This is a genomic window from Azotobacter tropicalis (assembly GCF_059739045.1).
Genome location: NZ_AP046059.1, coordinates 61,732 through 83,604, shown reverse-complemented (window position 1 = coordinate 83,604; position 21,873 = coordinate 61,732). Strand labels below are relative to the sequence as shown.

The 21,873-nt window shown below is 68.7% G+C and carries 17 protein-coding genes and 2 pseudogenes; 16 read left to right on the top strand and 3 right to left on the bottom strand.

The window, feature by feature from the left end; genetic code table 11:
• Positions 1–43 precede the first annotated feature (43 nt).
• Positions 44–1,083: pseudogene (locus Atro_RS00395) on the top strand (NADP(H)-dependent aldo-keto reductase).
• A gap of 95 nt (positions 1,084–1,178) precedes the next feature.
• Here Atro_RS00395 and Atro_RS00390 read toward each other — a convergent pair.
• Positions 1,179–2,216, bottom strand: a complete 1,038-nt coding sequence (locus tag Atro_RS00390) for a sigma-54 interaction domain-containing protein (RefSeq protein ID WP_497927730.1) — start codon at positions 2,214–2,216, stop codon at positions 1,179–1,181.
• Positions 2,217–2,259: 43 nt separating this feature from the next.
• On the opposite strand from Atro_RS00390, the gene Atro_RS00385 reads away from it, so the two are divergent.
• From Atro_RS00385 to guaD, 7 genes and pseudogenes are all read left to right on the top strand, one after another.
• Entirely contained in the window at positions 2,260–2,457 is a 198-nt protein-coding gene (locus tag Atro_RS00385; RefSeq protein WP_497925917.1) for a hypothetical protein, read from the top strand.
• Between the two features lie 175 nt (positions 2,458–2,632).
• The gene (locus Atro_RS00380; RefSeq protein ID WP_497925915.1) at positions 2,633–3,547 is read left to right on the top strand and encodes a TauD/TfdA dioxygenase family protein; all 915 of its coding nucleotides are present in this window, start codon (positions 2,633–2,635) and stop codon (positions 3,545–3,547) included.
• 392 nt (positions 3,548–3,939) lie between these two features.
• On the top strand, positions 3,940–4,887 hold the full coding sequence (locus tag Atro_RS00375) for an adenosine deaminase (protein ID WP_497925913.1): 948 nt from the start codon (positions 3,940–3,942) through the stop codon (positions 4,885–4,887).
• Positions 4,888–5,020: 133 nt separating this feature from the next.
• The gene (gene xdhA, locus Atro_RS00370) at positions 5,021–6,469 is read left to right on the top strand and encodes a xanthine dehydrogenase small subunit (protein WP_497925911.1); all 1,449 of its coding nucleotides are present in this window, start codon (positions 5,021–5,023) and stop codon (positions 6,467–6,469) included.
• A pseudogene (gene xdhB / locus Atro_RS00365) lies at positions 6,462–8,839 on the top strand (xanthine dehydrogenase molybdopterin binding subunit). The gene xdhA and the pseudogene xdhB overlap by 8 nt, the downstream one beginning before the upstream one ends.
• Positions 8,836–9,678: a xanthine dehydrogenase accessory protein XdhC gene (gene xdhC / locus Atro_RS00360; RefSeq protein ID WP_497925909.1), complete on the top strand. Its 843-nt coding sequence runs from the start codon at positions 8,836–8,838 to the stop codon at positions 9,676–9,678. Before xdhB ends, xdhC begins: the two are co-directional and overlap by 4 nt.
• A gap of 130 nt (positions 9,679–9,808) precedes the next feature.
• The gene (gene guaD, locus Atro_RS00355; RefSeq protein WP_497927729.1) at positions 9,809–11,104 is read left to right on the top strand and encodes a guanine deaminase; all 1,296 of its coding nucleotides are present in this window, start codon (positions 9,809–9,811) and stop codon (positions 11,102–11,104) included.
• A 2-nt stretch (positions 11,105–11,106) separates the two neighbouring features.
• Here guaD and uraH read toward each other — a convergent pair whose 3' ends face one another.
• On the bottom strand, positions 11,107–11,457 hold the full coding sequence (uraH, locus tag Atro_RS00350) for a hydroxyisourate hydrolase (protein WP_497925907.1): 351 nt from the start codon (positions 11,455–11,457) through the stop codon (positions 11,107–11,109).
• A gap of 107 nt (positions 11,458–11,564) precedes the next feature.
• On the opposite strand from uraH, the gene puuE reads away from it, so the two are divergent.
• The 7 genes from puuE (at position 11,565) to Atro_RS00315 (ending at position 18,296) form a co-directional block, all read left to right on the top strand.
• A complete protein-coding gene (gene puuE, locus Atro_RS00345; protein ID WP_497925905.1) occupies positions 11,565–12,494 on the top strand; it encodes an allantoinase PuuE in 930 nt (309 codons plus the stop codon).
• Entirely contained in the window at positions 12,491–13,006 is a 516-nt protein-coding gene (gene uraD, locus Atro_RS00340) for a 2-oxo-4-hydroxy-4-carboxy-5-ureidoimidazoline decarboxylase (RefSeq protein ID WP_497925903.1), read from the top strand. The genes puuE and uraD overlap by 4 nt, the downstream gene beginning before the upstream one ends.
• Positions 13,007–13,015: 9 nt before the next feature.
• Positions 13,016–14,011, top strand: a complete 996-nt coding sequence (gene alc, locus Atro_RS00335; protein WP_497925901.1) for an allantoicase — start codon at positions 13,016–13,018, stop codon at positions 14,009–14,011.
• Between the two features lie 45 nt (positions 14,012–14,056).
• Entirely contained in the window at positions 14,057–14,557 is a 501-nt protein-coding gene (locus Atro_RS00330) for an ureidoglycolate lyase (protein WP_497925899.1), read from the top strand.
• A gap of 37 nt (positions 14,558–14,594) precedes the next feature.
• Entirely contained in the window at positions 14,595–15,785 is a 1,191-nt protein-coding gene (locus Atro_RS00325) for a urate hydroxylase PuuD (RefSeq protein ID WP_497925897.1), read from the top strand.
• Between the two features lie 526 nt (positions 15,786–16,311).
• A complete protein-coding gene (mmsB, locus tag Atro_RS00320) occupies positions 16,312–17,208 on the top strand; it encodes a 3-hydroxyisobutyrate dehydrogenase (RefSeq protein ID WP_497925895.1) in 897 nt (298 codons plus the stop codon).
• Positions 17,205–18,296 (top strand): enoyl-CoA hydratase/isomerase family protein, encoded by a 1,092-nt coding sequence (locus Atro_RS00315; protein WP_497925893.1) that lies wholly within the window; start codon positions 17,205–17,207, stop codon positions 18,294–18,296. The genes mmsB and Atro_RS00315 overlap by 4 nt, the downstream gene beginning before the upstream one ends.
• 402 nt (positions 18,297–18,698) lie before the next feature.
• On the opposite strand, the gene Atro_RS00310 is transcribed toward Atro_RS00315, so the two are convergent.
• The gene (locus Atro_RS00310) at positions 18,699–18,983 is read right to left on the bottom strand and encodes a hypothetical protein (protein WP_497925891.1); all 285 of its coding nucleotides are present in this window, start codon (positions 18,981–18,983) and stop codon (positions 18,699–18,701) included.
• 363 nt (positions 18,984–19,346) lie between these two features.
• Here Atro_RS00310 and Atro_RS00305 point away from each other — a divergent pair, with 363 nt between their 5' ends.
• Complete coding sequence (locus Atro_RS00305; protein ID WP_497925889.1) at positions 19,347–21,863, top strand: heavy metal translocating P-type ATPase; 2,517 nt, start codon at positions 19,347–19,349, stop codon at positions 21,861–21,863.
• The last annotated feature ends 10 nt before the right edge of the window (positions 21,864–21,873 follow it).

Sequence of the window (21,873 nt, the reverse complement as noted above, 5' to 3'; positions counted from 1 at the left end):
GGGTACTCTGCCCTTCCATCCACCTCAGCAAAGGGAATTTCCAATGCTTTACCGTCCACTCGGCAGGACCGGTCTCCAGGTCAGCGCGTTGGCGCTCGGCAGCATGACCTGGGGCGAACAGAACAGCGAAGCCGAGGGCTTCGAGCAGATCCGCCGCGCCCAGGCGGCCGGGATCAACTTCATCGATACCGCCGAGATGTACCCGGTGCCGCCCAACGCGGAAACCGCCGGCGCCACCGAGACCATCATCGGCAACTACTTCAGGCGCCACGGCGGGCGCGGCGACTGGATCCTCGCCACCAAGGCGGCGCCCCCGGCAACGGCATCACCCACATCCGCGGCGGCCGCAACCATTTCGACCGCGCCAACCTGACCGCCGCCGTGGACGCCAGCCTCAAGCGCCTGCAGACCGACTACATCGACCTCTACCAGCTGCACTGGCCGGACCGGCAGACCAACTTCTTCGGCCAGCTCGGCTACCGGCACGACCCGGACGCCCACATCACGCCGATCGAGGAGACCCTGGAGGTCCTGGACGGCCTGGTGAAGAGCGGCAAGATCCGCCATATCGGCCTGTCCAACGAGACGCCGTGGGGCGTGCACCGCTTCCTGCACCTGGCGGAAACCCGCGGCTGGCCGCGGGTGGTGTCGATCCAGAACCCCTACAACCTGCTCAACCGCAGCTTCGAGGTGGGTCTGGCGGAAATCGCCATCCGCGAACAGGTCGGCCTGCTCGCCTACTCGCCGCTGGCCTTCGGCCTGCTCTCCGGCAAGTACGAGAACGGCGCACAGCCGCCCAAGGCGCGGCTGACCCTGTTCGAGCGTTTCCAGCGCTACAACAGCCCGCAGGCGCGACGCGCCGCCAGCGCCTATATCGCCCTGGCCCGCGAGCACGGCGTCGATCCGGCGCAGCTGGCCCTGGCCTACGTCACCAGCCGGCCGTTCCTCACCAGCAACATCATCGGCGCCACCACCCTGGAACAGCTGGACAGCAACATCGCCAGCCTGGACCTGGAGCCGAGCGACGAGCTGCTGGCCGGCATCGAGCGCATCCACACCGAGCAGCCCAACCCGGCGCCCTGAGAGGCGGCGCCTCCGTAGGGCGGACAACGCCGCAGGCTTGTCCGCCGTGGTGGATGGCTTCGGCCATCCACCCTACCGCAGCCCCCGAGGACGCCTCAAACCCGCGGCGCGCGCGTCTCCGGCAACAGGTCGTAGCGTTTCAGCAGGGTGCGCAGGGCGTGGCGGCTGATGCCGAGGCGGTCGGCGCTGTGCACCTGGTTGTAGCGATGGCGCTGCAGGGTGGTCTCCAGCAGCAGCGACTCCCAGCGCGCCAGCAGGCCGTCGTCGCCGCGGTCGAGCAGTTCGCCGAGCTGCCTGCGGATGCCCTGCCAGAGCGGATCGACCGGGGCCTCGGCCGGCGCCGTCAGCGGCCGGGCGCTCGCCGGCGGCGTGCTGCGCGGGCGCAGCTGCAGGTGGCGGGCCTCGATCGGCTGCCCGCCGGCCATCAGCGCGGCGGACAGCAGCACGTTCTCCAGTTCGCGGATATTGCCCGGCCAGCTGTGCCCGAGCAGGCGCTCGACGGCCACCGGCGTCAGCGCCGGCTCCTCGCGGGCGTGCTCGCGGGCGAACTGGCCGAGGAAGTGGCGGGCCAGCGGCAGGATGTCGCCGGGCCGGTCGCGCAGCGGCGGGATGGCCAGGGTGACGATGTTCAGGCGGTAGAACAGGTCCTCGCGGAAGCGTCCGGCGGCGATCGCCGATTGCAGGTCGACGTGGGTCGCGGTGACCAGTCGTACGTCGATGGGAATCGGCTTGCGCCCGCCGACCCGCACCACCTCGCGCTCCTGCAGCACGCGCAGCAGCTTGACCTGCAGCGCCAGCGGCAGGTCGCCGATCTCGTCGAGGAACAGGGTGCCGCCGTTGGCCGCCTCGAACCAGCCTTCGCGGCGGCCGGCGGCGCCGGTGAAGGCGCCGGCCTCGTGGCCGAAGAACTCGCTCTCGGCCAGGGTCTCGCTGATCGCCGCGCCGTTCACCGCGACGAAGGGCCCCTTGCGCCCGCTGCGCTGGTGCAGGTGGCGGGCCAGCAGTTCCTTGCCGGTGCCGGTCTCGCCCTGGATCAGCACCGGCACCGGGCTGTCGGCGACCAGCTCGGCCTGGGCCAGCAGCTGCTGCGAGCGGGCGTCGGCGAACAGCAGGGCCTTGGCGCGGATCTCCATGCGGCTGTTTTCGTGGGGAGCCAGGGTCAGGACGGGAGCGTTCATGGACGACGGCCTCGCGGACGGATATTCGGTGCGGCAGGACTCTAGCGGCCAATGCTTATGTTTAAAAATAATCAAATTTGATTTGTATATTCCATTTAATCCAAGAGACAACCTGCCCGAACACCCGCGACCGCTGCCGGATAACCGCCAGCGGCCCGCGCAAGCTGCGCGAAATCCAACAGTTCTGCAGCCATGAAGCGGCCAAAAGCCGCGAAATTCCTGGTCAACGAGCGCTGGCACGCTTTCTGCTCCGTCTTGGTCGAGGAAGGCGCGGGCCCGCCCGCCGCACACCCTGCCGCCGGCCGATGCGCCGCGCAGGCTCAACCATTCGCCTGCGGCAAGGAGCCGCAGCAGCCCCACAGGAGAAACCCATGTCCCTGGATATCCGCCCCGTCACCGGCCGTATCGGCGCCATCGTCAGCGGCGTGCGCCTGACCGATCTGAACGACGCGCAATTCGCCGAGCTGCAGCAGGCCGTGCTCGAGCACAAGGTATTGTTCCTGCGCGACCAGCATCTGACCGACGCCGAGCAGGAGGCCTTCGGCCGTCGCTTCGGCGAGCTGGTGGTCCATCCGACCGTGCACAGCGCGGAAAACACCGCCGGTATCCTCGACGTGGACTCCGAGCGCTCGCGGGCCAACTCCTGGCACAGCGACATCACCTTCGTCGTCGACTACCCGAAGATCACCATCCTGCGCGGCGAGGTGATCCCCGAGGCCGGCGGCGACACCGTGTTCGCCAACACCGTCAGCGCCTACCAGGACCTGCCCGAGCCGTTGCAGCGGTTGGCCGACAGCCTGTGGGTACGTCATACCAACGACTACGACTACGCCGCGCCCAAGCAGATCGAGGTGGCGGCCAACAAGCGCTTCCGCGAGCAGTTCACCTCCACCGTCTACGAGAGCGAGCACCCGCTGGTCCGCGTGCATCCGGAAACCGGCGAGAAGGCGCTGGTGCTCGGCCACTTCGCGGAGAGGATCGTCGGCCTCAACTCGCGCGATTCGCGGGCGCTGCTGGACCTGTTCCAGGCGCACGCCGTCAAGCTGGAGAACATCGTGCGCTGGCGCTGGAGCGAGGGCGACGTGGCACTGTGGGACAACCGTTCCACCCAGCACATCGCCGTCGACGACTACGGCAGCGCCCGGCGCATCGTGCGCCGCACCACGGTGCTCGGCGAGATCCCGGTATCGGTCGGCGGCGAAACCAGCCGGGCGATCAAGCCCAGCCCGGAAAGCCGCATCCCGCGCAGCGAAGAAGACCGGCTGGCGCTGAAGAAGGCCGGCTGAAAGCCGGTCCGCTCGGACCACCGCACGTTTCCATAGCCACGGACAGATAGGAGGCAAACCCCAGAGATCAGGTTGACGTTGGCTTGGCAGGGGCGGATTCGCTGCGACGCTTTCGAGGTTGGCGTCGGTCGCAGACGGATCCGCCCCTACCGCTTCCTGCCCGCATTCCGGCGAAAACCTCGAGCTCCGCCATCCGTCACGGCGCTCGCACACCCTCCCGCCAACCGCCTGTGCGCCAGTCCACAGCATCGCTTTCGTCGGAGCGCCGTGCCGGTGCCCACGGCCCTCGCGGCAGTGGCAGGGCGCGGCGACAAGAGGCAAGCTAGTCAACAAAGGCAGGGCCGCTCCGAACGCCCTGCCCGCCTTGCCCACGAAGACCGGAGGCCGCTCCCATGTACGCCTGGCTCAATGCCCTGCCCAAAGCCGAACTGCATCTGCATCTGGAAGGCTCGCTGGAGCCGGAACTGCTGTTCGCCCTCGCCGAACGCAACAAGGTCGCCCTGCCCTGGCCCGACGTGGAAAGCCTGCGCAAGGCCTATGCCTTCCACAACCTGCAGGAATTCCTCGACCTCTACTACCAGGGCGCCAACGTGCTGCGCACCGAGCAGGACTTCTACGACCTGACCTGGGCCTACCTGCAGAAGTGCAAGGAGCAGAACGTCGTCCACACCGAACCCTTCTTCGACCCGCAGACCCATACCGACCGCGGCATTCCCTTCGAGACGGTGCTGAGCGGCATCGCCCAGGCGCTGGAGGACGGCCGCCGGCAGCTCGGCATCAGCAGCGGGCTGATCCTCAGCTTCCTGCGCCACCTTCCCGAGGAAGAAGCGCACAAGACCCTCGACCAGGCCCTGGCCTTCCGCCACGCCTTCATCGCCGTGGGTCTGGACAGCTCGGAGAGGGGCCATCCGCCGCGCAAGTTCCGCCAGGTGTTCGAGCGCGCCCGCGCCGAGGGCTTCGCCGCCGTCGCCCATGCCGGCGAGGAAGGCCCGCCGGAGTACATCTGGGAAGCCCTCGACCTGCTCAAGGTCAAGCGCATCGACCACGGCGTGCGCGCCGCCGAGGACCCGAAGCTGCTGGAGCGGCTGGTCGACGAGCAGATCCCGCTGACCGTCTGCCCGTTGTCCAACGTCAAGCTTCGCGTGTTCAAGGACATGGCCGAGCACAACATCCTCAGGCTGCTGGAAATGGGCGTGAAGGTGACGGTGAACTCCGACGACCCGGCCTACTTCGGCGGCTACGTCACGGAGAACTTCGTGGCCCTGCAGGAGAGCCTCGGCATGACCTGCGAGCAGGCCGAGCGCCTGGTCCAGAACAGCCTGGATGCCCGTCTGGTCTGAGGGGCCGGCCCATGGCTCTTGTAGGGTGGAAAACTCGCGTCGCGATTTTCCACCATGACCGCGCCGCCGGTGGGAAAGGCCTGCGGCCGTTTCCCACCCTACATGCGCTACCGTCGAATCCCCGGAGGATGCAGTGATCCAGTTTCTCCTCAATCGCGAACTGCGCAGCGAACGCGCCCTCGACCCGAACCTCACGGTGCTGCGCTACCTGCGCGAGCACCTGCACAAGACCGGCACCAAGGAAGGCTGCGCCTCCGGCGACTGCGGCGCCTGCACCGTGGTGGTCGGCGAGTTGGTCGGCGAACAAGGCCGGGAACGCCTGCGCTACCGCAGCCTCAACGCCTGCCTGACCTTCGTCGCCGCCCTGCACGGCAAGCAGTTGCTGGTGGTCGAGGACCTCAAGCACCGGGAACGGCTGCACAGCGTGCAGCAGGCGGTGGTCGACCAGCACGCCTCGCAGTGCGGCTTCTGCACGCCCGGCGTGGTCATGTCGCTGTTCGCCCTGCAGAAAAATGCCGACAGCCCCGACCGGGAACAGGCCTGCGCGGCCCTGGCCGGCAACCTCTGCCGTTGCACCGGCTACCGGCCGATCCTCGCCGCCACCGAGCAGGCCTGCAGCGCCCCGCAGCCGGACCAGTTCGACGCCGCCGAGGCCGAGATCGTCGCCGCGCTCAAGGCCATCGCCCGGGACAGCGCCGAACTGGCCGACGGCGACAAACGCTGCCTGCTGCCGGCCAGCGTCGCCGAGCTGGCCGCGCTCTACGTGGCCCACCCCGAGGCGCGGCTGTTCGCCGGCGGCACCGATCTCGCCCTGGAGGTGACCCAGCAGCACCGCGCCCTGCCGCTGACCATCCACCTCGGCCGGATCGAGGAGCTCAAGCGGGTTGAGATCGGCACCGACGTCCTCGAGATCGGCGCCGCCACGCCGCTCACCGACTGCTATGCGGCGCTGGCCGCCGAGTACGCGGACTTCGGCGCCCTGCTCGCGCGCTTCGCCTCCCTGCAGATCCGCAACCAGGGCACCCTGGGCGGCAACATCGGCAACGCCTCGCCGATCGGCGACGCGCCGCCGCTGTTGATCGCCCTCGGCGCCCGTCTGCAGCTGCGCCGGGGCGAGGCCAGCCGCACGCTCGCGCTGGAGGACTTCTTCCTCGACTACAAGGTCACCGCCCTGGAGCCGGGCGAGTTCATCGAGAAGATCCTCGTGCCGCGCGCCCGTCCCGGCCAGGCGTTTCGCGCCTACAAGCTGTCCAAGCGCCTGGACGACGACATCTCGGCGGTCTGCGCCGCCTTCAACTTCGCGATCGAGGACGGCCGGGTGCGCGAGGCGCGCATCGCCTTCGGCGGCATGGCGGCGATCCCCAGACGCGCCGCGGCCTGCGAACAGGCCCTGCGCGGTCAGCCGTTCGAGGCCGCCGCCATCGAGCGCGCCTGCACGGCGCTGGCCGGCGACTTCGACCCGCTCAGCGATTTCCGCGCCAGCCGCGCATACCGCCTGCTCGCCGCGCAGAACCTGTTGCGCAAGGCCTTCCTCGAACTGCACACGCCGGCACTGCCGACCCGGGTAACCGATCATGTCTAGCCTCACCCCCCATACCCAGGAAGAACTCGCCGCGCTGTTTCGCGCGGAGCTGGTCAGCGGCGTCGGCCGCAGCGTCAGGCACGAGAGCGCGGCCAAGCACGTGACCGGCGAGGCGCTCTACGTCGACGACCGCCTGGAATTCCCCAACCAGTTGCACGTCTACGCGCGCCTCTCCGAACGCGCCCATGCGCGCATCCTCAGGATCGACACCGCGCCCTGCTACGCCGTCCCGGCGTGGCCATCGCCATCACCAGCGCCGACGTGCCCGGCAAGCTGGACATCGGCCCGGTATTCCCCGGCGATCCGCTGCTCGCCGACGGCACCGTGCAGTACCTCGGCCAGCCGGTGCTGGCGGTGGCCGCCGACAGCCTGGAGAACGCCCGCCGCGCGGCACTGGCGGCGGTGATCGAGTACGAGGACCTGGAGCCGGTGCTGACGGTGGACGAGGCCCTGCGCCGCCGGCAGTTCGTCCTCGACAGCCACAGCCACAAACGCGGCGACGCGGCCGCGGCGCTGGCCGGCGCGCCCCATCGCCTCGCCGGCAGCCTGCGGATCGGCGGCCAGGAACATTTCTACCTGGAGACGCAGATCGCCGCGGTGCTGCCCACCGAGGACGGAGGCATGCTGGTCCACAGCTCGACCCAGCACCCCACCGAGGTGCAGAAGCTGGTCGCCGAGGTGCTCGGCGTACCGATGAACAAGGTGGAGGTGGACATGCGCCGCATGGGCGGCGGCTTCGGCGGCAAGGAAACCCAGGCCGCGGCGCCGGCCTGCCTGTGCGCGGTGATCGCCCGCCTGACCGGACGGCCGACCAAGATGCGCCTGCCGCGCAACGAGGACATGCGCATCACCGGCAAGCGCCATCCCTTCCAGGTGGAGTACGAGGTCGGCTTCGACGACGACGGCCGCCTGCACGGCGTGCACATCCAGCTGGCGGCCAACTGCGGCTATTCGCCGGACCTCTCCGGGGCCATCGTCGACCGCGCCATGTTCCACGCCGACAACGCCTACTACCTGGGCGAGGCGCTGATCGACGGCCACCGCTGCAAGACCAACCTCGCCTCCAACACCGCCTTTCGCGGCTTCGGCGGCCCGCAGGGGATGCTCGCCATCGAGGAGATCATGGACGCCATCGCCCGCCGGCTCGGCAAGGACCCGCTGGCGGTGCGCAAGCTCAACTACTACGGCAAGAGCGAGCGCAACGTCACCCACTACCACCAGACGGTGGAGCACAACCTGCTCGAGGAGATGACCGCCGAGCTGGAGGAAAGCTGCGCCTACGCCGCGCGCCGCGAGGCGATCCGCACTTTCAACGCGCAGAGCCCGGTGCTGAAGAAGGGCCTGGCGCTGACCCCGGTGAAGTTCGGCATCAGCTTCACCTCGAGCTTTCTCAACCAGGCCGGCGCGCTGGTGCACGTCTACACCGACGGCAGCATCCACCTCAACCATGGCGGCACCGAGATGGGCCAAGGCCTCAACACCAAGGTCGCCCAGGTGGTCGCCGAGGTGTTCCAGGTGGACGTCTCGCGCATCCAGATCAGCCCGGCGAACACCGGCAAGGTGCCCAACACCTCGCCCACCGCCGCCTCCAGCGGCGCCGACCTGAACGGCAAGGCGGCCAAGGAAGCCGCGCAGACCATCAAGCAGCGCCTGGTCGAATTCGCCGCCCGGCACTGGCAGGTCGGCGAGGAGGACGTGCAGTTCAAGAACGGCCAGGTGCGCATCCGCGACCGCTACCTGAGCTTCGAGGAGCTGATCCAGGCGGCCTACGTCGGCCAGGTATCGCTCTCCAGCACCGGCTTCTACCGCACGCCGAAGATCTACTACGACCGCGCCCAGGCGCGCGGCCGGCCGTTCTACTACTACGCCTTCGGCATGGCCTGCGCCGAGGTGCTGGTCGACACCCTGACCGGCGAGTACCGCCTGCTGCGCGCCGACATCCTCCACGACGTCGGCGCCTCGCTGAACCCGGCCATCGACATCGGCCAGGTCGAGGGCGGCTTCGTCCAGGGGATGGGCTGGCTGACCAGCGAGGAACTGGTCTGGGACGACCGGGGCCGGCTGCTCACCGCCGGGCCGGCCAGCTACAAGATCCCCACGGTCGCCGACGTGCCGGCCGACCTGCGGGTCAAGCTGGTGGAGCACCGCCGCAACCCGGAGGACACGGTGTTCCACTCCAAGGCCGTCGGCGAGCCGCCGTTCATGCTCGGCATCGCCGTGTGGTGCGCGCTCAAGGACGCCGTGGCCAGCCTCGCCGACTACCGCCTGCAGCCCGCCATCGACGCCCCGGCGACCCCGGAGCGGGTGCTCTGGGGCGTGGAACAGATGAAAAGGCTGCACTTGCCCCGCGAATCGGAGAGCCGCACATGAGCAACATGAGCTGGATCGACGCCCTCGCCGACCTGCAGCGCCGTGGCGAGCCCTGCGTGCTGGTGACCATCGTCGAGGAACAGGGCTCCACGCCGCGCAACGCCGGGGCGAAGATGGTGGTCGAGCGCGAGCGGCTGCACGACACCATCGGCGGCGGCCATCTGGAATTCAAGGCCCTGCAGATCGCCCGCGAGATGCTGGAGACGCGCAGCCAGGCCGCGCGCCTGGAGCGCTTCGCCCTCGGCGCCAGCCTCGGCCAGTGCTGCGGCGGCGCCACCGTGCTGCTGTTCGAGCCGCTGGGCCAGCCGCAGGCGCGCATCGCCCTGTTCGGCGCCGGCCACGTCGGCCGCGCCCTGGCGCCGCTGCTCGCCGGCCTGCCGTGCCGGCTGCGCTGGATCGACTCGCGCGCGCAGGAATTCCCCGATCCCGTGCCTGCCGGGGTGGAGCGGGTGATCAACGACGAGGTGCTCGGGGAAGTCGAGCGGATGCCCGCCGGCAGCTACTTCATCGTCATGACCCACGACCACCAGCTCGACCTGCAGCTCGCCGAAGCCATCCTCAAGCGCAACGACTTCACCTACTTCGGATTGATCGGCTCGAAGAGCAAGCGCGCCCGCTTCGAGCACCGCCTGCACGAACGCGGCCTGGCGCCCGAGGTGGTGCAGCGCATGCGCTGCCCGATGGGCCTGCCCGAGGTGAAGGGCAAGCTGCCGCTGGAGATCGCCATCTCCATCGCCGGCGAGGTGATCGCCACCTACAACGCCCGCTTCGGAGAGGAGAGCCAGGGCGGCGAGAGCATCGCCAGACTGTTGCCGGCCTCGCGGCGCAGTCCGGCCTGAAAGTAGGGTGGATGGTCGAAGCCATCCACCATGGTGGACAAGCCTGCGGCGTTGTCCACCCTGCAAACTGATCGCCAGCCAGCTGGCTCCTGCCTTGTCGGGACCGACTCAACACATGAAGGACCGTCCGATGCACGCCTACCGCGCCGCCCTGCTCCACTGCCTCGCCGATCCCCGCCTGGTGGGCATCGAACGCTCCTACCAGTACTTCGAGGACGGCCTGCTGCTGGTCGAGAACGGCAAGGTGGCGCGGATCGGCGATGCCGCCAGCCTGCTGCCGGACCTGCCGGCCGGGGTCGAGGTGGTCGAGTACCATGACGCGCTGATCGTCCCCGGCTTCGTCGACACCCACATCCACTACCCGCAGTTGGACGTGATTGCCTCCTACGGCACCCAGCTGCTGGAATGGCTGGAGACCTACACCTTCCCCGCCGAGGCGCGCTTCGCCGACCCGGCGCATGCCCGTGCCCAGGCGCGCTTCTTCCTCGAAGAACTCCTGCGCAACGGCACCACCACCGCGCTGGTGTTCGCCACCGTGCATCCGCAGTCGGTGGACGCCTTCTTCGAGGAAGCGAGCCGGCTCGACCTGCGGATGATCGCCGGCAAGGTGCTGATGGACCGCAACGCCCCGGACGACCTGCGCGACGACGCCGCCTCCGGCTACGACGAGAGCCGGACGCTGATCGAGCGCTGGCACGGCAAGGGCCGCCTGCACTACGCCGTCACCCCGCGCTTCGCACCGACCAGCACGCCCGAGCAGTTGGAGCTGGCCGGCCGGCTGCTGGGCGAATACCCCGGCCTCTACCTGCACACCCACCTGTCCGAGAACCGTGCGGAGATCGACTGGGTGAAGGAGCTGTTCCCCGAGCGCAAGCACTACCTGGACGTCTACGACCATTACCGCCTGCTCGGCGCCCGCTCGGTGTTCGCCCATGGCATCCACCTCTGCGACGACGAGTGCCGGCGCCTCGGCGCGAGCGGCTCGGCGGTGGCCTTCTGCCCGACTTCCAACCTGTTCCTCGGCAGCGGCCTGTTCGACCTGGCCAGGCTGGAAGGCCACGGCGTGCGCGTCGGCCTGGGTACGGATGTCGGCGGCGGCACCAGCTTCTCCCAGCTGCAGAGCCTCAACGAGGCCTACAAGGTGCTGCAGCTGCAGGGGCAGAAACTCGACCCGTTCAAGGCGCTGTACCTGGCCACCCTCGGCGGCGCCCGGGCGCTCTACCTGGACGAGCACATCGGCAACCTGCAGCGGGGCAAGGACGCCGATTTCGTGGTGCTGGACCACAAGGCCACGCCGCTGCTTGCCCGCCGCCTGGAACAGGCGCGCAGCCTCGAGGAGAAGCTGTTCGCCCTGATGATCCTCGGCGACGACCGGGCGGTGCGGGAAACCTTCGCCGCCGGGCGTTCGGTGCATCGGCGCGGCTGAGCTCAGCTTCCCCGGTAAGTCGAATACCCGTAGGGCGATACCAGCAGCGGCACGTGGTAATGCCCCTCGCCGCTCAGCCCGACGCGCAGCACCACCACGTCGAGAAAGGCCGGCTCGACCAGCTCCAGGCCACGGCGGCGGTAGTAGTCGCCGGCGTGGAAATGCAGCTCGTAGACGCCGGCGCGGAACGCTTCCCCCTCCAGCAGCGGCGCATCGCAGCGCCCGTCGGCGTTGGTCACGGCCTGGGCCAGCAGTTGCCGCCGCTCGCCGTCGAGGCGGTAGAGGTCGATGGCGAGGCCCGCGCCGGGGCAGCCGTGGGTGGTGTCGAGCACGTGGGTGGTCAGTCTGGCCATGGGTACTGCGGAGCCGGCGGCCCCTTCCTCCTGCATCCGGATGAGCGGTAGATTTGCAGGAGATACCCTTGTCCCGATAGTTTCAAGCCCACCGACAGGAGAGTCCCGTGACCAGCCCCTACCCCCGCGACCTGATCGGTTACGCCGGCCAGCCGCCCCATCCGCACTGGCCGGGCGAAGCGCGCATTGCCCTGTCCTTCGTGCTCAACTACGAGGAAGGCGGCGAGCGCTGCATCCTCCACGGCGACAAGGAGTCCGAGGCCTTCCTCTCCGAGATGGTCGCCGCCCAGCCGCTGCCGGGCGTGCGCAACCTGTGCATGGAGTCGCTCTACGAATACGGCAGCCGCGCCGGGGTCTGGCGCCTGCTCGAGCTGTTCCGCCGCGAGGGCATTCCGCTCACCGTGTTCGCCGTGGCCATGGCCGCTGAGCGTCATCCCGAAGTCATCGGGACGATGGTCGCCGACGGCCATGAGATCTGCAGCCACGGCTACCGCTGGATCGACTACCAGTACATGGACGAGGCCGAGGAGAAGGCGCATCTGGACCGGGCCATCGACATCCTCGCCCGGATCGCCGGCGAGCGCCCGCTCGGCTGGTACACCGGACGTCTCGGCCCCAACACCCGCCGGCTGGTGCGCGAGGAAGGCGGCTTTCTCTACGACTCGGACGCCTACGACGACGACCTGCCCTACTGGGACCCGGCATCCACCGCGGACAGGCCACACCTGGTGATTCCCTACACCCTGGATACCAACGACATGCGCTTCACCCAGGTGCAGGGCTTCAACAGCGGCGACGACTTCTTCACCTACCTCAAGGACGCCTTCGACGTGCTCTACACCGAGGGCGAGGCCGGCGCGCCGAAGATGCTCTCGATCGGCATGCACTGCCGCCTGCTCGGCCGTCCGGCGCGCTTCGCCGCCCTGCAGCGCTTCGTCGACTACGTGAAGGGCCACGACAAGGTCTGGTTCGCCCGACGCATCGACATCGCCCGCCACTGGCATGCCACCCACCCCTTTCCGGGAGCCGGCCAATGACCGCCTTCGCCACCGTCAAGCCCTCGACCCTGTCCCGCGAGGCGTTCGTCGAAACCTTCGGCGGCGTCTACGAGCATTCGCCGTGGATCGCCGAAACACTGCTCGCTCAAGGCATCAGCGCTGCGGACGACGATATCGAGCGCCTGCACGCACGCCTGGCGCAGGTCGTCCGCACGGCGTCCCGCGCGGCGCAGCTGGCGCTGATCCAGGCCCACCCGGATCTGGCCGGCAAGGCCGCGGTGCGCGGCGAACTGAGCGCGGCCAGCACGGCCGAGCAGGCCGGCGCCGGCATCCAGGACTGCACGCCCGAGGAGTTCGAGCGCTTCGAGCGCCTCAACGCCGCCTACCAGGCGCGCTTCGGCTTCGTCTTCATCATGGCGGTGAAGGGCAGCCACCGGCAGCGGATCCTCGCCGCCTTCGAGGAGCGCCTGAACAACACGCCCGAGCAGGAATTCGCCCGCGCCCTGGCCGAAATCGACAAGATCGCCCTGTTCCGCCTGCAGGCGATGTAAGGACCACACATGAAGAACTACGCCGCGCCCTTCGAGAAATACCTGAACCTCGCCGACGCCCGCCTCGGCACCCGCGCCCTCTACGTCACCGACGACTGGTTCGCGCCGGTCGAGCGGATGCTCCAGCCCACCGAGCCCGAGTGGAAGGAAGGCGTCTACGACGACAACGGCAAGTGGATGGACGGCTGGGAGTCGCGGCGCAAGCGCTTCGAGGGCTACGACCATGCGGTGCTGCGCCTCGGCATGCCCGGCACGATCAAGGGCGTGGACATCGACACCCGCCATTTCACCGGCAACTACCCGCCGTCCGCCTCGCTGGAGGCCTGCTTCCTCGCCGAAGGCGATCCCGACGAGCGCACCGAATGGGTCGAGGTGCTGCCGGCGGTGGAGCTTCAGGGCGACAGCCACCACTACCACGCCATCGCCGATTCGCGTCCCTGGAGCCACCTGCGCTTCAACATCTACCCGGACGGCGGCGTGGCGCGTCTGCGCGTCTATGGCATTCCGCATCGCGACTGGAGCGCGGTCGGCGCCGACGAGGCGATCGACCTGGCCGCGGCCCTCAACGGCGGGCGCGCCCTGGCCTGCTCCGACGAGCATTTCGGACGCATGGGCAACCTGCTCAATCCGGGACGCGGGGTGAACATGGGCGACGGCTGGGAAACCGCACGCCGGCGCACCCCGGGCAACGACTGGGTGATCGTCGCCCTGGGCCATCCCGGCGAGATCGAGCGGATCGTCGTCGACACCCTGCACTTCAAGGGCAACTATCCGGACAGCTGCTCGATCCAGGCGGCCTACGTGAAAGGCGGCACCGACAGCCAGATCGAGACCCAGAGCCTGTTCTGGCGCGAGCTTTTGCCCAGCCAGAAGCTCTCGATGCACCAGGAGCACGAGTTCGTCGAAGAGATCAGGCCGCTCGGGCCGATCACCCACGTGCGCCTGAACGTCTTCCCCGACGGCGGCGTCAGCCGGCTGCGGCTGTTCGGGCGGCTGGCCCGCTGACCCCACCCTTCTCCCCCGAGGGGAGAGCGAGCCACTGGAGGCCCCATGCACACCCTGAGCATCGAACCCCTGAGCAAGGCCGCCTTCGCCCCCTTCGGCGAAGTGATCGAAACCGAGGGCAGCGACTATTTCATGATCAATAACGGCTCGACCCGCCGCTATCACGCCCTCGCCCAGGTGCAGACCAGCACGCCGGAGGACCGGGCCATCGTCAGCATCTTCGTCGCCCGCAGCCTGCCGATGCCGCTGACCATTCGCATGCTGGAGCGCCACCCGCTGGGCAGCCAGGCGTTCGTGCCGCTGCGCGGCAACCCCTTCCTGATCGTGGTCGCCCCGCCGGGCGACGCCCCGCGTCCGGAACAGGTCCGCGCCTTCCTCGGCAACGGCCGCCAGGGCGTCAACTACCAGCGCGGCGTCTGGCACCACCCGGTGCTGGCGCTGGTGGACGACGACGAATTCCTGGTGATCGACCGCAGCGGCGCCGGCCCCAACTGCGACGAGCATTTCTTCGGCGAAGACGAGCAACTGCTCCTGCGCCATCCGTGACAGACAGGTCCGCTGGCGCGGACCAGAGGTATCTTGCGTGGAAGCACACCTGACCGAATGGCTGAACCTCGCCATCCGCTGGATTCACATGATCGTCGGCATCGCCTGGATCGGCGCCTCCTTCTATTTCGTCTGGCTGGAAAACAACCTCGACCGGCACAATCCCCGCGAAGGACTCGCCGGCGAGCTCTGGGCGATCCACGGCGGCGGCATCTATCACCTGGAAAAGTACAAGCTGGCCCCGCCGCGCATGCCGGAGAAACTCCACTGGTTCAAGTGGGAGGCCTACAGCACCTGGCTGTCCGGCATCGCCCTGCTCACCGCGGTCTACTACCTGAATCCCGGCCTCTACCTGCTCGCCCCAGGCAGCGCGCTGCCGCCGGCAGCGGCGGTGGCACTGGGCTTCGGTTCGCTGATCGCCGGCTGGCTGGTCTACGACCGTCTGTGCGACTCGCCGCTGGGCAGGCGCCCGGCACTGCTCGGCGGGGTGCTGTTCGCGCTGATCGTCCTCGCCGCCTGGGGCTACAGCCAGGTGTTCGGCGGCCGTGCCGCCTACATCCACACCGGCGCGCTGATCGGCACCCTGATGGTCGGCAACGTGTTCCGCATCATCATGCCGGCGCAGCGCGACCTGGTGAAAGCCATCGCGGAAGGCCACGTACCGGACCCGCGTCTGCCGGCCAAGGGCCTCTTGCGCTCGCGGCACAACAACTACCTGACCCTGCCGGTGCTGTTCATCATGATCAGCAACCACTTCCCCAGCACCTACGGCAGTTCGTGGAACTGGGCGATCCTCGCCGCTCTCTCCGCGCTCTCGGTGCTGGTGCGCCACTACTTCAACACCCGGCACGCCAGCCAGCGCTTTGCCTGGGCGCTGCCGGCCGCGGCCCTGGGCCTGCTCTGCCTGGCCTTCGTCAGCGCGCCGCGGCAGACGCCCGTGCCGGTCGCCGGCGACACGGCACCAACCGGCCAATTCGTCCAGGTCGCCGCGGTGATCCACGAGCGTTGCACGGTCTGCCACTCCGCCCGGCCAAGCAGCCCGCTGTTCGCCAGCGCACCGGGCGGGGTGATGCTCGACAGTCCCGCGCAGATCCGCGCCCTGGCGCCGAAGATCCATGCCCAGGCGGTGGCCAGTCAGCTCATGCCGCTCGGCAACCTCACCGGCATGACCCCGGAAGAGCGCGAGCTGATCGGCGCCTGGATCGCCGCCGGAGCACGGATCGACTGAAGCGTGCGGACATCGCACATTCCTTGACCTCGGCCAGTACATCTCCCTGACGATGCCGCACAATCCGCGCAGGGCTGGTTGATTGCCATGCCAATGCAATTAGCAATACCGCCAATGGCACCTACAGCATCCCACTGCTAGCCTCCTAGACAGAGTCCGCTCCGACGCGGCATCGGACGAAAACAAGAAGATCGGGGGTTCCCCATGAGCGAGCAAGGCGCCATTCACCGCGTCAGGCTGCTGATCGATGGCTGTTTCGTCGACTCCGCCAGTGAACAGTGGCGCACTGCAGTCGATCCGGCCACCCGGAAAATCCTGATTCGCGACTCCTTCGTCACCGGCTCGAAGTCAAGTGCAACCCTCCGTACCCGTCGCAGGGCACCGATCGCTGCCCACGCGCCCACCCTCCTCAAGCACCAGCAGCCGACCCGCGGACACCTCGTCGCTCCACGCCGGTGCGACGGAGATCGACTCGGTAGCCCACTGGACGCCACTACCGCCCTCGAGTGAGCCGGAGGAGATCGCCATGCACATCGGTTTCATCGGACTCGGCAACATGGGAGCGCCGATGGCGCGCAACCTGCTCAAGGCCGGCCACCGGCTGAGCGTCTGCGACCTCTCCGCAGCGGCCGTCGCCGCCCTGGTCGAAGCCGGCGCGAGCGCCTGCGATTCGCCCGCCGCCGTGGCGCACAGCGAGGCCGAACTGATCATCACCATGCTGCCCGCCGCCGCCCATGTGAAGGCGGTCTACCTGGGCGAAGACGGTCTGCTCGGACAGGTCCGCCCCGGCCTCCTGCTGATCGACAGCTCCACCATCGACCCGCTGAGCGCCCGCGAAGTCGCCGCCGCCGCCCGGGTCCATGGCAACCCCATGCTCGATGCGCCGGTTTCCGGCGGCACGGCGGGCGCCGCGGCCGGCATCCTGACCTTCATGGTCGGCGGCACCGCGGAGGACTTCGAGCAGGCCCGGCCGATCCTCGCCGCCATGGGCAGGAACATCGTCCACTGCGGCGCTGCCGGCAACGGTCAGGTGGCCAAGGTCGCCAACAACCTGCTGCTCGGCATCTCGATGATCGGCGCCGCCGAGGCGATGAGCCTGGGCGTAGCGCTGGGCATGGACGCCAGGGTGCTGGCCGGGGTTATCAACAACTCGAGCGGCCGCTGCTGGAGCACCGACGCCTACAACCCCTTTCCCGGCGTGCTGGACGAGGCTCCCGCCGCGCGCGGCTACAGCGGCGGCTTTCGCAGCGACCTGATGCTCAAGGATCTCGGCCTGGCCAGCGAAGCCGCCCGCCAAGTCGGCCAGCCGGTGCTCCTCGGCGCCCTCGCCCAGCAGCTCTACCAAGTTTTCGTCGCCCAGGGCAACGAGGCCCTGGACTTCTCCGCGATTATCCACCTCTACAATAAGGACAATCATTCATGACGCACCTTTCCGACTGTCCCGTACTGGTTACGGAACGCAACCGCATCGGCCACCTGACCCTGAACCGTCCGGACAGCCTCAACACCCTCACCCTGCCGATGGTCTGCGCCCTGCACCGCCAGCTCGAAGCCTGGGCAGCGGACCCGACGATCCTCGCCGTGGTGCTGCACGGCGCCGGCGACAAGGCCTTCTGCGCCGGCGGCGACATCCGTGCGCTGTACGACAGTTTCCGCGCCGAGGACGGCCGCTACCTGACCTTCTTCGAGCGGGAATACGCCCTCGATCACTATCTGCACTGCTATCCCAAGCCGGTACTGGCCCTGATGGACGGCTTCGTCCTCGGCGGTGGCCTGGGCCTGGTCCAGGGCAGCATGCTGCGGGTGATCAGCGAGCGGACCCGGATGGGCATGCCGGAAGTCGGCATCGGCTACTTCCCGGACGTCGGCAGCAGCTACTTCCTGTCCCGCCTGCCCGATGCCCTGGGCCTCTACCTGGGCGTCACCGGCGTGCATCTGTCCCCCGCCGACGCCCTCTACGCCGGCCTGGCCGACTGGTACCTGCCGAGCGAGGGCTTCGCCGAGCTGGAGCGCAGTCTCGACGAGCTGACCTGGGACAAGCACCCGCGCCAGGCGCTCGGCAACCTGCTGGCCGCCTTCGGCAAGCGCCACCTGCCGGGCGCGGAGCTCAAGAAGCTGCACCCGGCCATCGAAACCCACTTCTCCCTGCCGGACATCCCGACCATCCGCGCCTCGCTGCTCGCCGAGCATCGTCCGGAATACCGCGCCTGGGCCGAGGAAACCGTCCGCCTGCTGGACAGCCGCTCGCCGCTGTCGCTCTGCGTGACGCTGGAGTTGCTGCAGCGTGGCCGCCACCTGTCCCTCGACGACTGCTTCGCCCTGGAACTGCATCTGGACCGCCAGTGGTTCGCCCAAGGCGACATCATGGAAGGCGTGCGAGCGCTGCTGGTCGACAAGGACAAGTCCCCGCGCTGGAACCCGCCGACCCTCGCCGAAGTCAGGCCCGAGCAGGTCCAGGCCTTCTTTGCCGACTTCAAGCCCGGCGAAGAGCAGCTCAGGTGGGCGATGTGATGCAAGGAAAGCCTTCGGCTACGCTTCCTGCCGCCTCCGCTACGGCCTGCTCCATCCACAGGTCTGCACCGGCCGCGAGCGGTAGCGCCCCTGCGGCCCAAGGCTATCCGGGTGCCGGCTTGCCGAGCGCTTACTCCGTGTAAGCCCTGACCTACGAAAGATCAGGAGCCTTGCCAATTTATCCGACGCGGCCATCCCGGTAGATTCACTCCCACAGCGACATCGAAGGAACGATGGAAGCTGCCAGGGATGGAGGCTAGGGAAAGCCGCAGGATAGCGGCATCATCAGGACGATGAACCCAGGGACGAAGGAACGACATGAAGCGGCGAGAGCGATCCTCTCGCCGCTTTTTGTTTGCATCGAAGAAAAGGCCCGCTGGATCGCACCGGGCCGGCAGGTCTTCAGCGGATGATGGTGGTTTTGTCCGTGTCGGCAGACTTTGGCTTGTCGCTGTCGGACAAGGCATTCTCGGCCACCTCCTCCGCGCCGTCGCCGACCAGCAGGCCGACGCCGGCACCGACCAGCATGCCGATCGGTCCGCCGATGGCGCCGATCATCATGCCGTTCATGCCGCCTAGCGACCGGCCGGTGGCTTGTTCTTCGGCTTTGTCGTCGGCCTTGGCGACGGACACACCTTCGAGAGTCAACAGACTGAGAGTCAGGGCTAGGGCGCCGGATGTTTTCATGGTGGCGGTTCCCTCCGAGGAACGTCGCGCTGGTTTTTGCCATTCCCGACCCCCGCAGATCCGCTGCAGTACAGCGTTGCGGTATCCGCACGGGCGGTACTCCGTCGCGACGGAGCGGGGACATGGCAAGACAGCAATATCGAGTGAAAAAGCGATGGATTGATTCCCTCCCTGGTCCGCAGCGGGAATCCGGGCATGTGCCTGCCCCGGGTCGTCCTTGTGACAATGCCATTTTGCCAGCCAGCCCTGCGCCAACCGATGATTTGGGACAACCCAACGGCGTGCACACGCTCGCCGAGGCTTGACCTTGCCACCACAGCAAGCTCTAAGGTGCCGGCAGTCGAGACTCTCAAGGAGGCCTGCATGGATTCATCAATCAGCATCGATCGCCCGAATCAGGGGGCGCATCTGAGCCTGGCGGTCGAGGGCATGACCTGTGCCTCCTGCGTCGGGCGGGTCGAGCGCGTCCTGAACAAGGTGCCCGGCGTCACGGGCGCCAGCGTCAATCTGGCCAGCGAGCGGGCGGAAATCACCTTTGCCGATGCCGCCGACGTCGGCGCCGCCGTTGCTGCCGTACACAAAGCCGGTTACCAGGTCGCCGAGGACAGCGTCGAGCTGAGCGTGACCGGCATGACCTGCGCCTCCTGCGTCGGCCGCGTCGAACGGGCGCTGAAGAAAGTGCCGGGGGTGACGGATGCCAGCGTCAACCTGGCCAGCGAACGCGCCCGGGTGCGCGTTCTGCGCGGCCTGCCGACGACCGCGCTGATCGCCGCCATCGAACGCGCCGGCTACACGGCCAGCCCCGCGGTCGCCGCCGGCGAACTGCTGGATGCCGAAGAGGCACGGCGCAGTACCGAACTGGCCTCGCTCAAGCGCGACCTGACCTTGGCCGCCGCCCTCAGCCTGCCGGTATTCCTGCTGGAGATGGGCGCGCACCTGATCCCCGCCCTGCACCACCTGATCCTCGCCACCCTCGGCCAGCAGGCCAGCTGGATCGTGCAGGGCGCGCTCACCACGGCGGTGCTGTTCGGTCCCGGCCGGCGCTTCTTCCAGAAAGGCATCCCGGCCCTGCTGCGCGGCGCTCCCGACATGAACTCGCTGGTCGCGGTCGGCACCAGCGCCGCCTGGCTGTTCTCGCTGGTCGCCACCTTCGCCCCCGGCCTGCTGCCGGCCGGCACCGTGCACGTCTACTACGAGGCGGCGGGGGTGATCGTCGCCCTGATCCTGCTCGGCCGCTTCCTCGAGGCCCGCGCCAAGGGCCGCACCTCGGAGGCGATCAAGCGCCTAATCGGCCTGCAGGCGAAGACCGCTCGGATACGCCGCGACGGCCGGCTACAGGAGGTAGCCATCGAGGCGTTGCGCCGCGACGACCTGCTCGAGGTGCGCCCCGGCGAGCGCATCCCGGTGGACGGCGAGGTGATCGAGGGGGCGAGCTTCGTCGACGAGTCGATGATCACCGGCGAGCCGGTCCCGGTGGAAAAGGTCCCCGGCGCCGGCGTGGTCGGCGGCACCATCAACCAGAACGGCGCGCTGACCATGCGCGCCACCCGGATCGGCGGCGACACCGTGCTGGCGCAGATCATCCGCATGGTCGAGCAGGCCCAGGGCGCCAAGCTGCCGATCCAGGCGCTGGTCGACCGCGTCACCCTGTGGTTCGTCCCGGCGGTGATGCTCGCCGCGCTGCTCACCTTCCTCGCTTGGATGCTCTTCGGCCCTCAGCCTGCGCTGACCTTCGCGCTGGTCAACGCGGTGGCCGTGCTGATCATCGCCTGCCCCTGCGCCATGGGCCTGGCCACGCCCACCTCGATCATGGTCGGCACCGGCCGCGCCGCCGAGCTGGGCGTACTGTTCCGCAAGGGCGAAGCCCTGCAGTTGCTCAAGGACGCCCAAGTGGTGGCGCTGGACAAGACCGGCACCCTGACCCGCGGCAAGCCCGCGCTGACCGACCTGATCCTCGCCGAGGGCTTCGAGCGCGGCATGGTGCTGGCCAGGGTCGCCACCGTCGAGGACCGGTCCGAACACCCCATCGCCCGCGCCATCGTCGCGGCGGCAGAGGCGGAAAACCTCGCCCTCGGCCAGCTGGAGAACTTCGAGTCGGTCACCGGCTACGGCGTGCGCGCCACGGTGGACGGCGCGCGGCTGGAGATCGGCGCCGATCGCTTCATGGCGCAGCTCGGCCTCGACGTGGCGATCTTCGCCGCTCAAGCCCAACGGCTCGGCGACGAGGCCAAGACCCCGCTGTACGCCGCTATCGACGGTCGCCTGGCGGCCATGCTGGCGGTGGCCGACCCGCTCAAGGACGGCACCCCGGCGGCGGTCCGCACACTGCATGAGTTGGGTCTGAAGGTGGCGATGATCACCGGCGACAATCGCTACACCGCCGAGGCCATCGCCCGCCAGCTGGGTATCGACGAGGTGGTCGCCGAGGTGCTGCCGGACGGCAAGGTCGCCGCGGTCGAGCGCCTCAAGGCCGCCCATGGCCGCCTCGCCTTCGTCGGCGACGGCATCAACGATGCCCCGGCGCTGGCCGCGGCGGACGTCGGCCTGGCCATCGGCAGCGGCACCGACATCGCCATCGAGGCCGCCGACGTGGTGCTGATGTCCGGCGACCTGCGCGGCGTGCCCACGGCCATCGCCCTGTCCCGCGCGACCCTCGGCAACATCCGCCAGAACCTGTTCTGGGCCTTCGCCTACAACACTGCGCTGATCCCGCTGGCCGCCGGCGTGCTCTACCCGGTCAACGGCATGCTGCTCTCGCCGATCCTCGCCGCCGGCGCCATGGCCCTGTCCAGCGTGTTCGTGCTCGGCAACGCGCTGCGCCTGAAGCATTTCCAGCCAGCGTTGCGCCGACCGGACGCACCAGGGGCACTCCAGGGCTGAACCGGAAAAA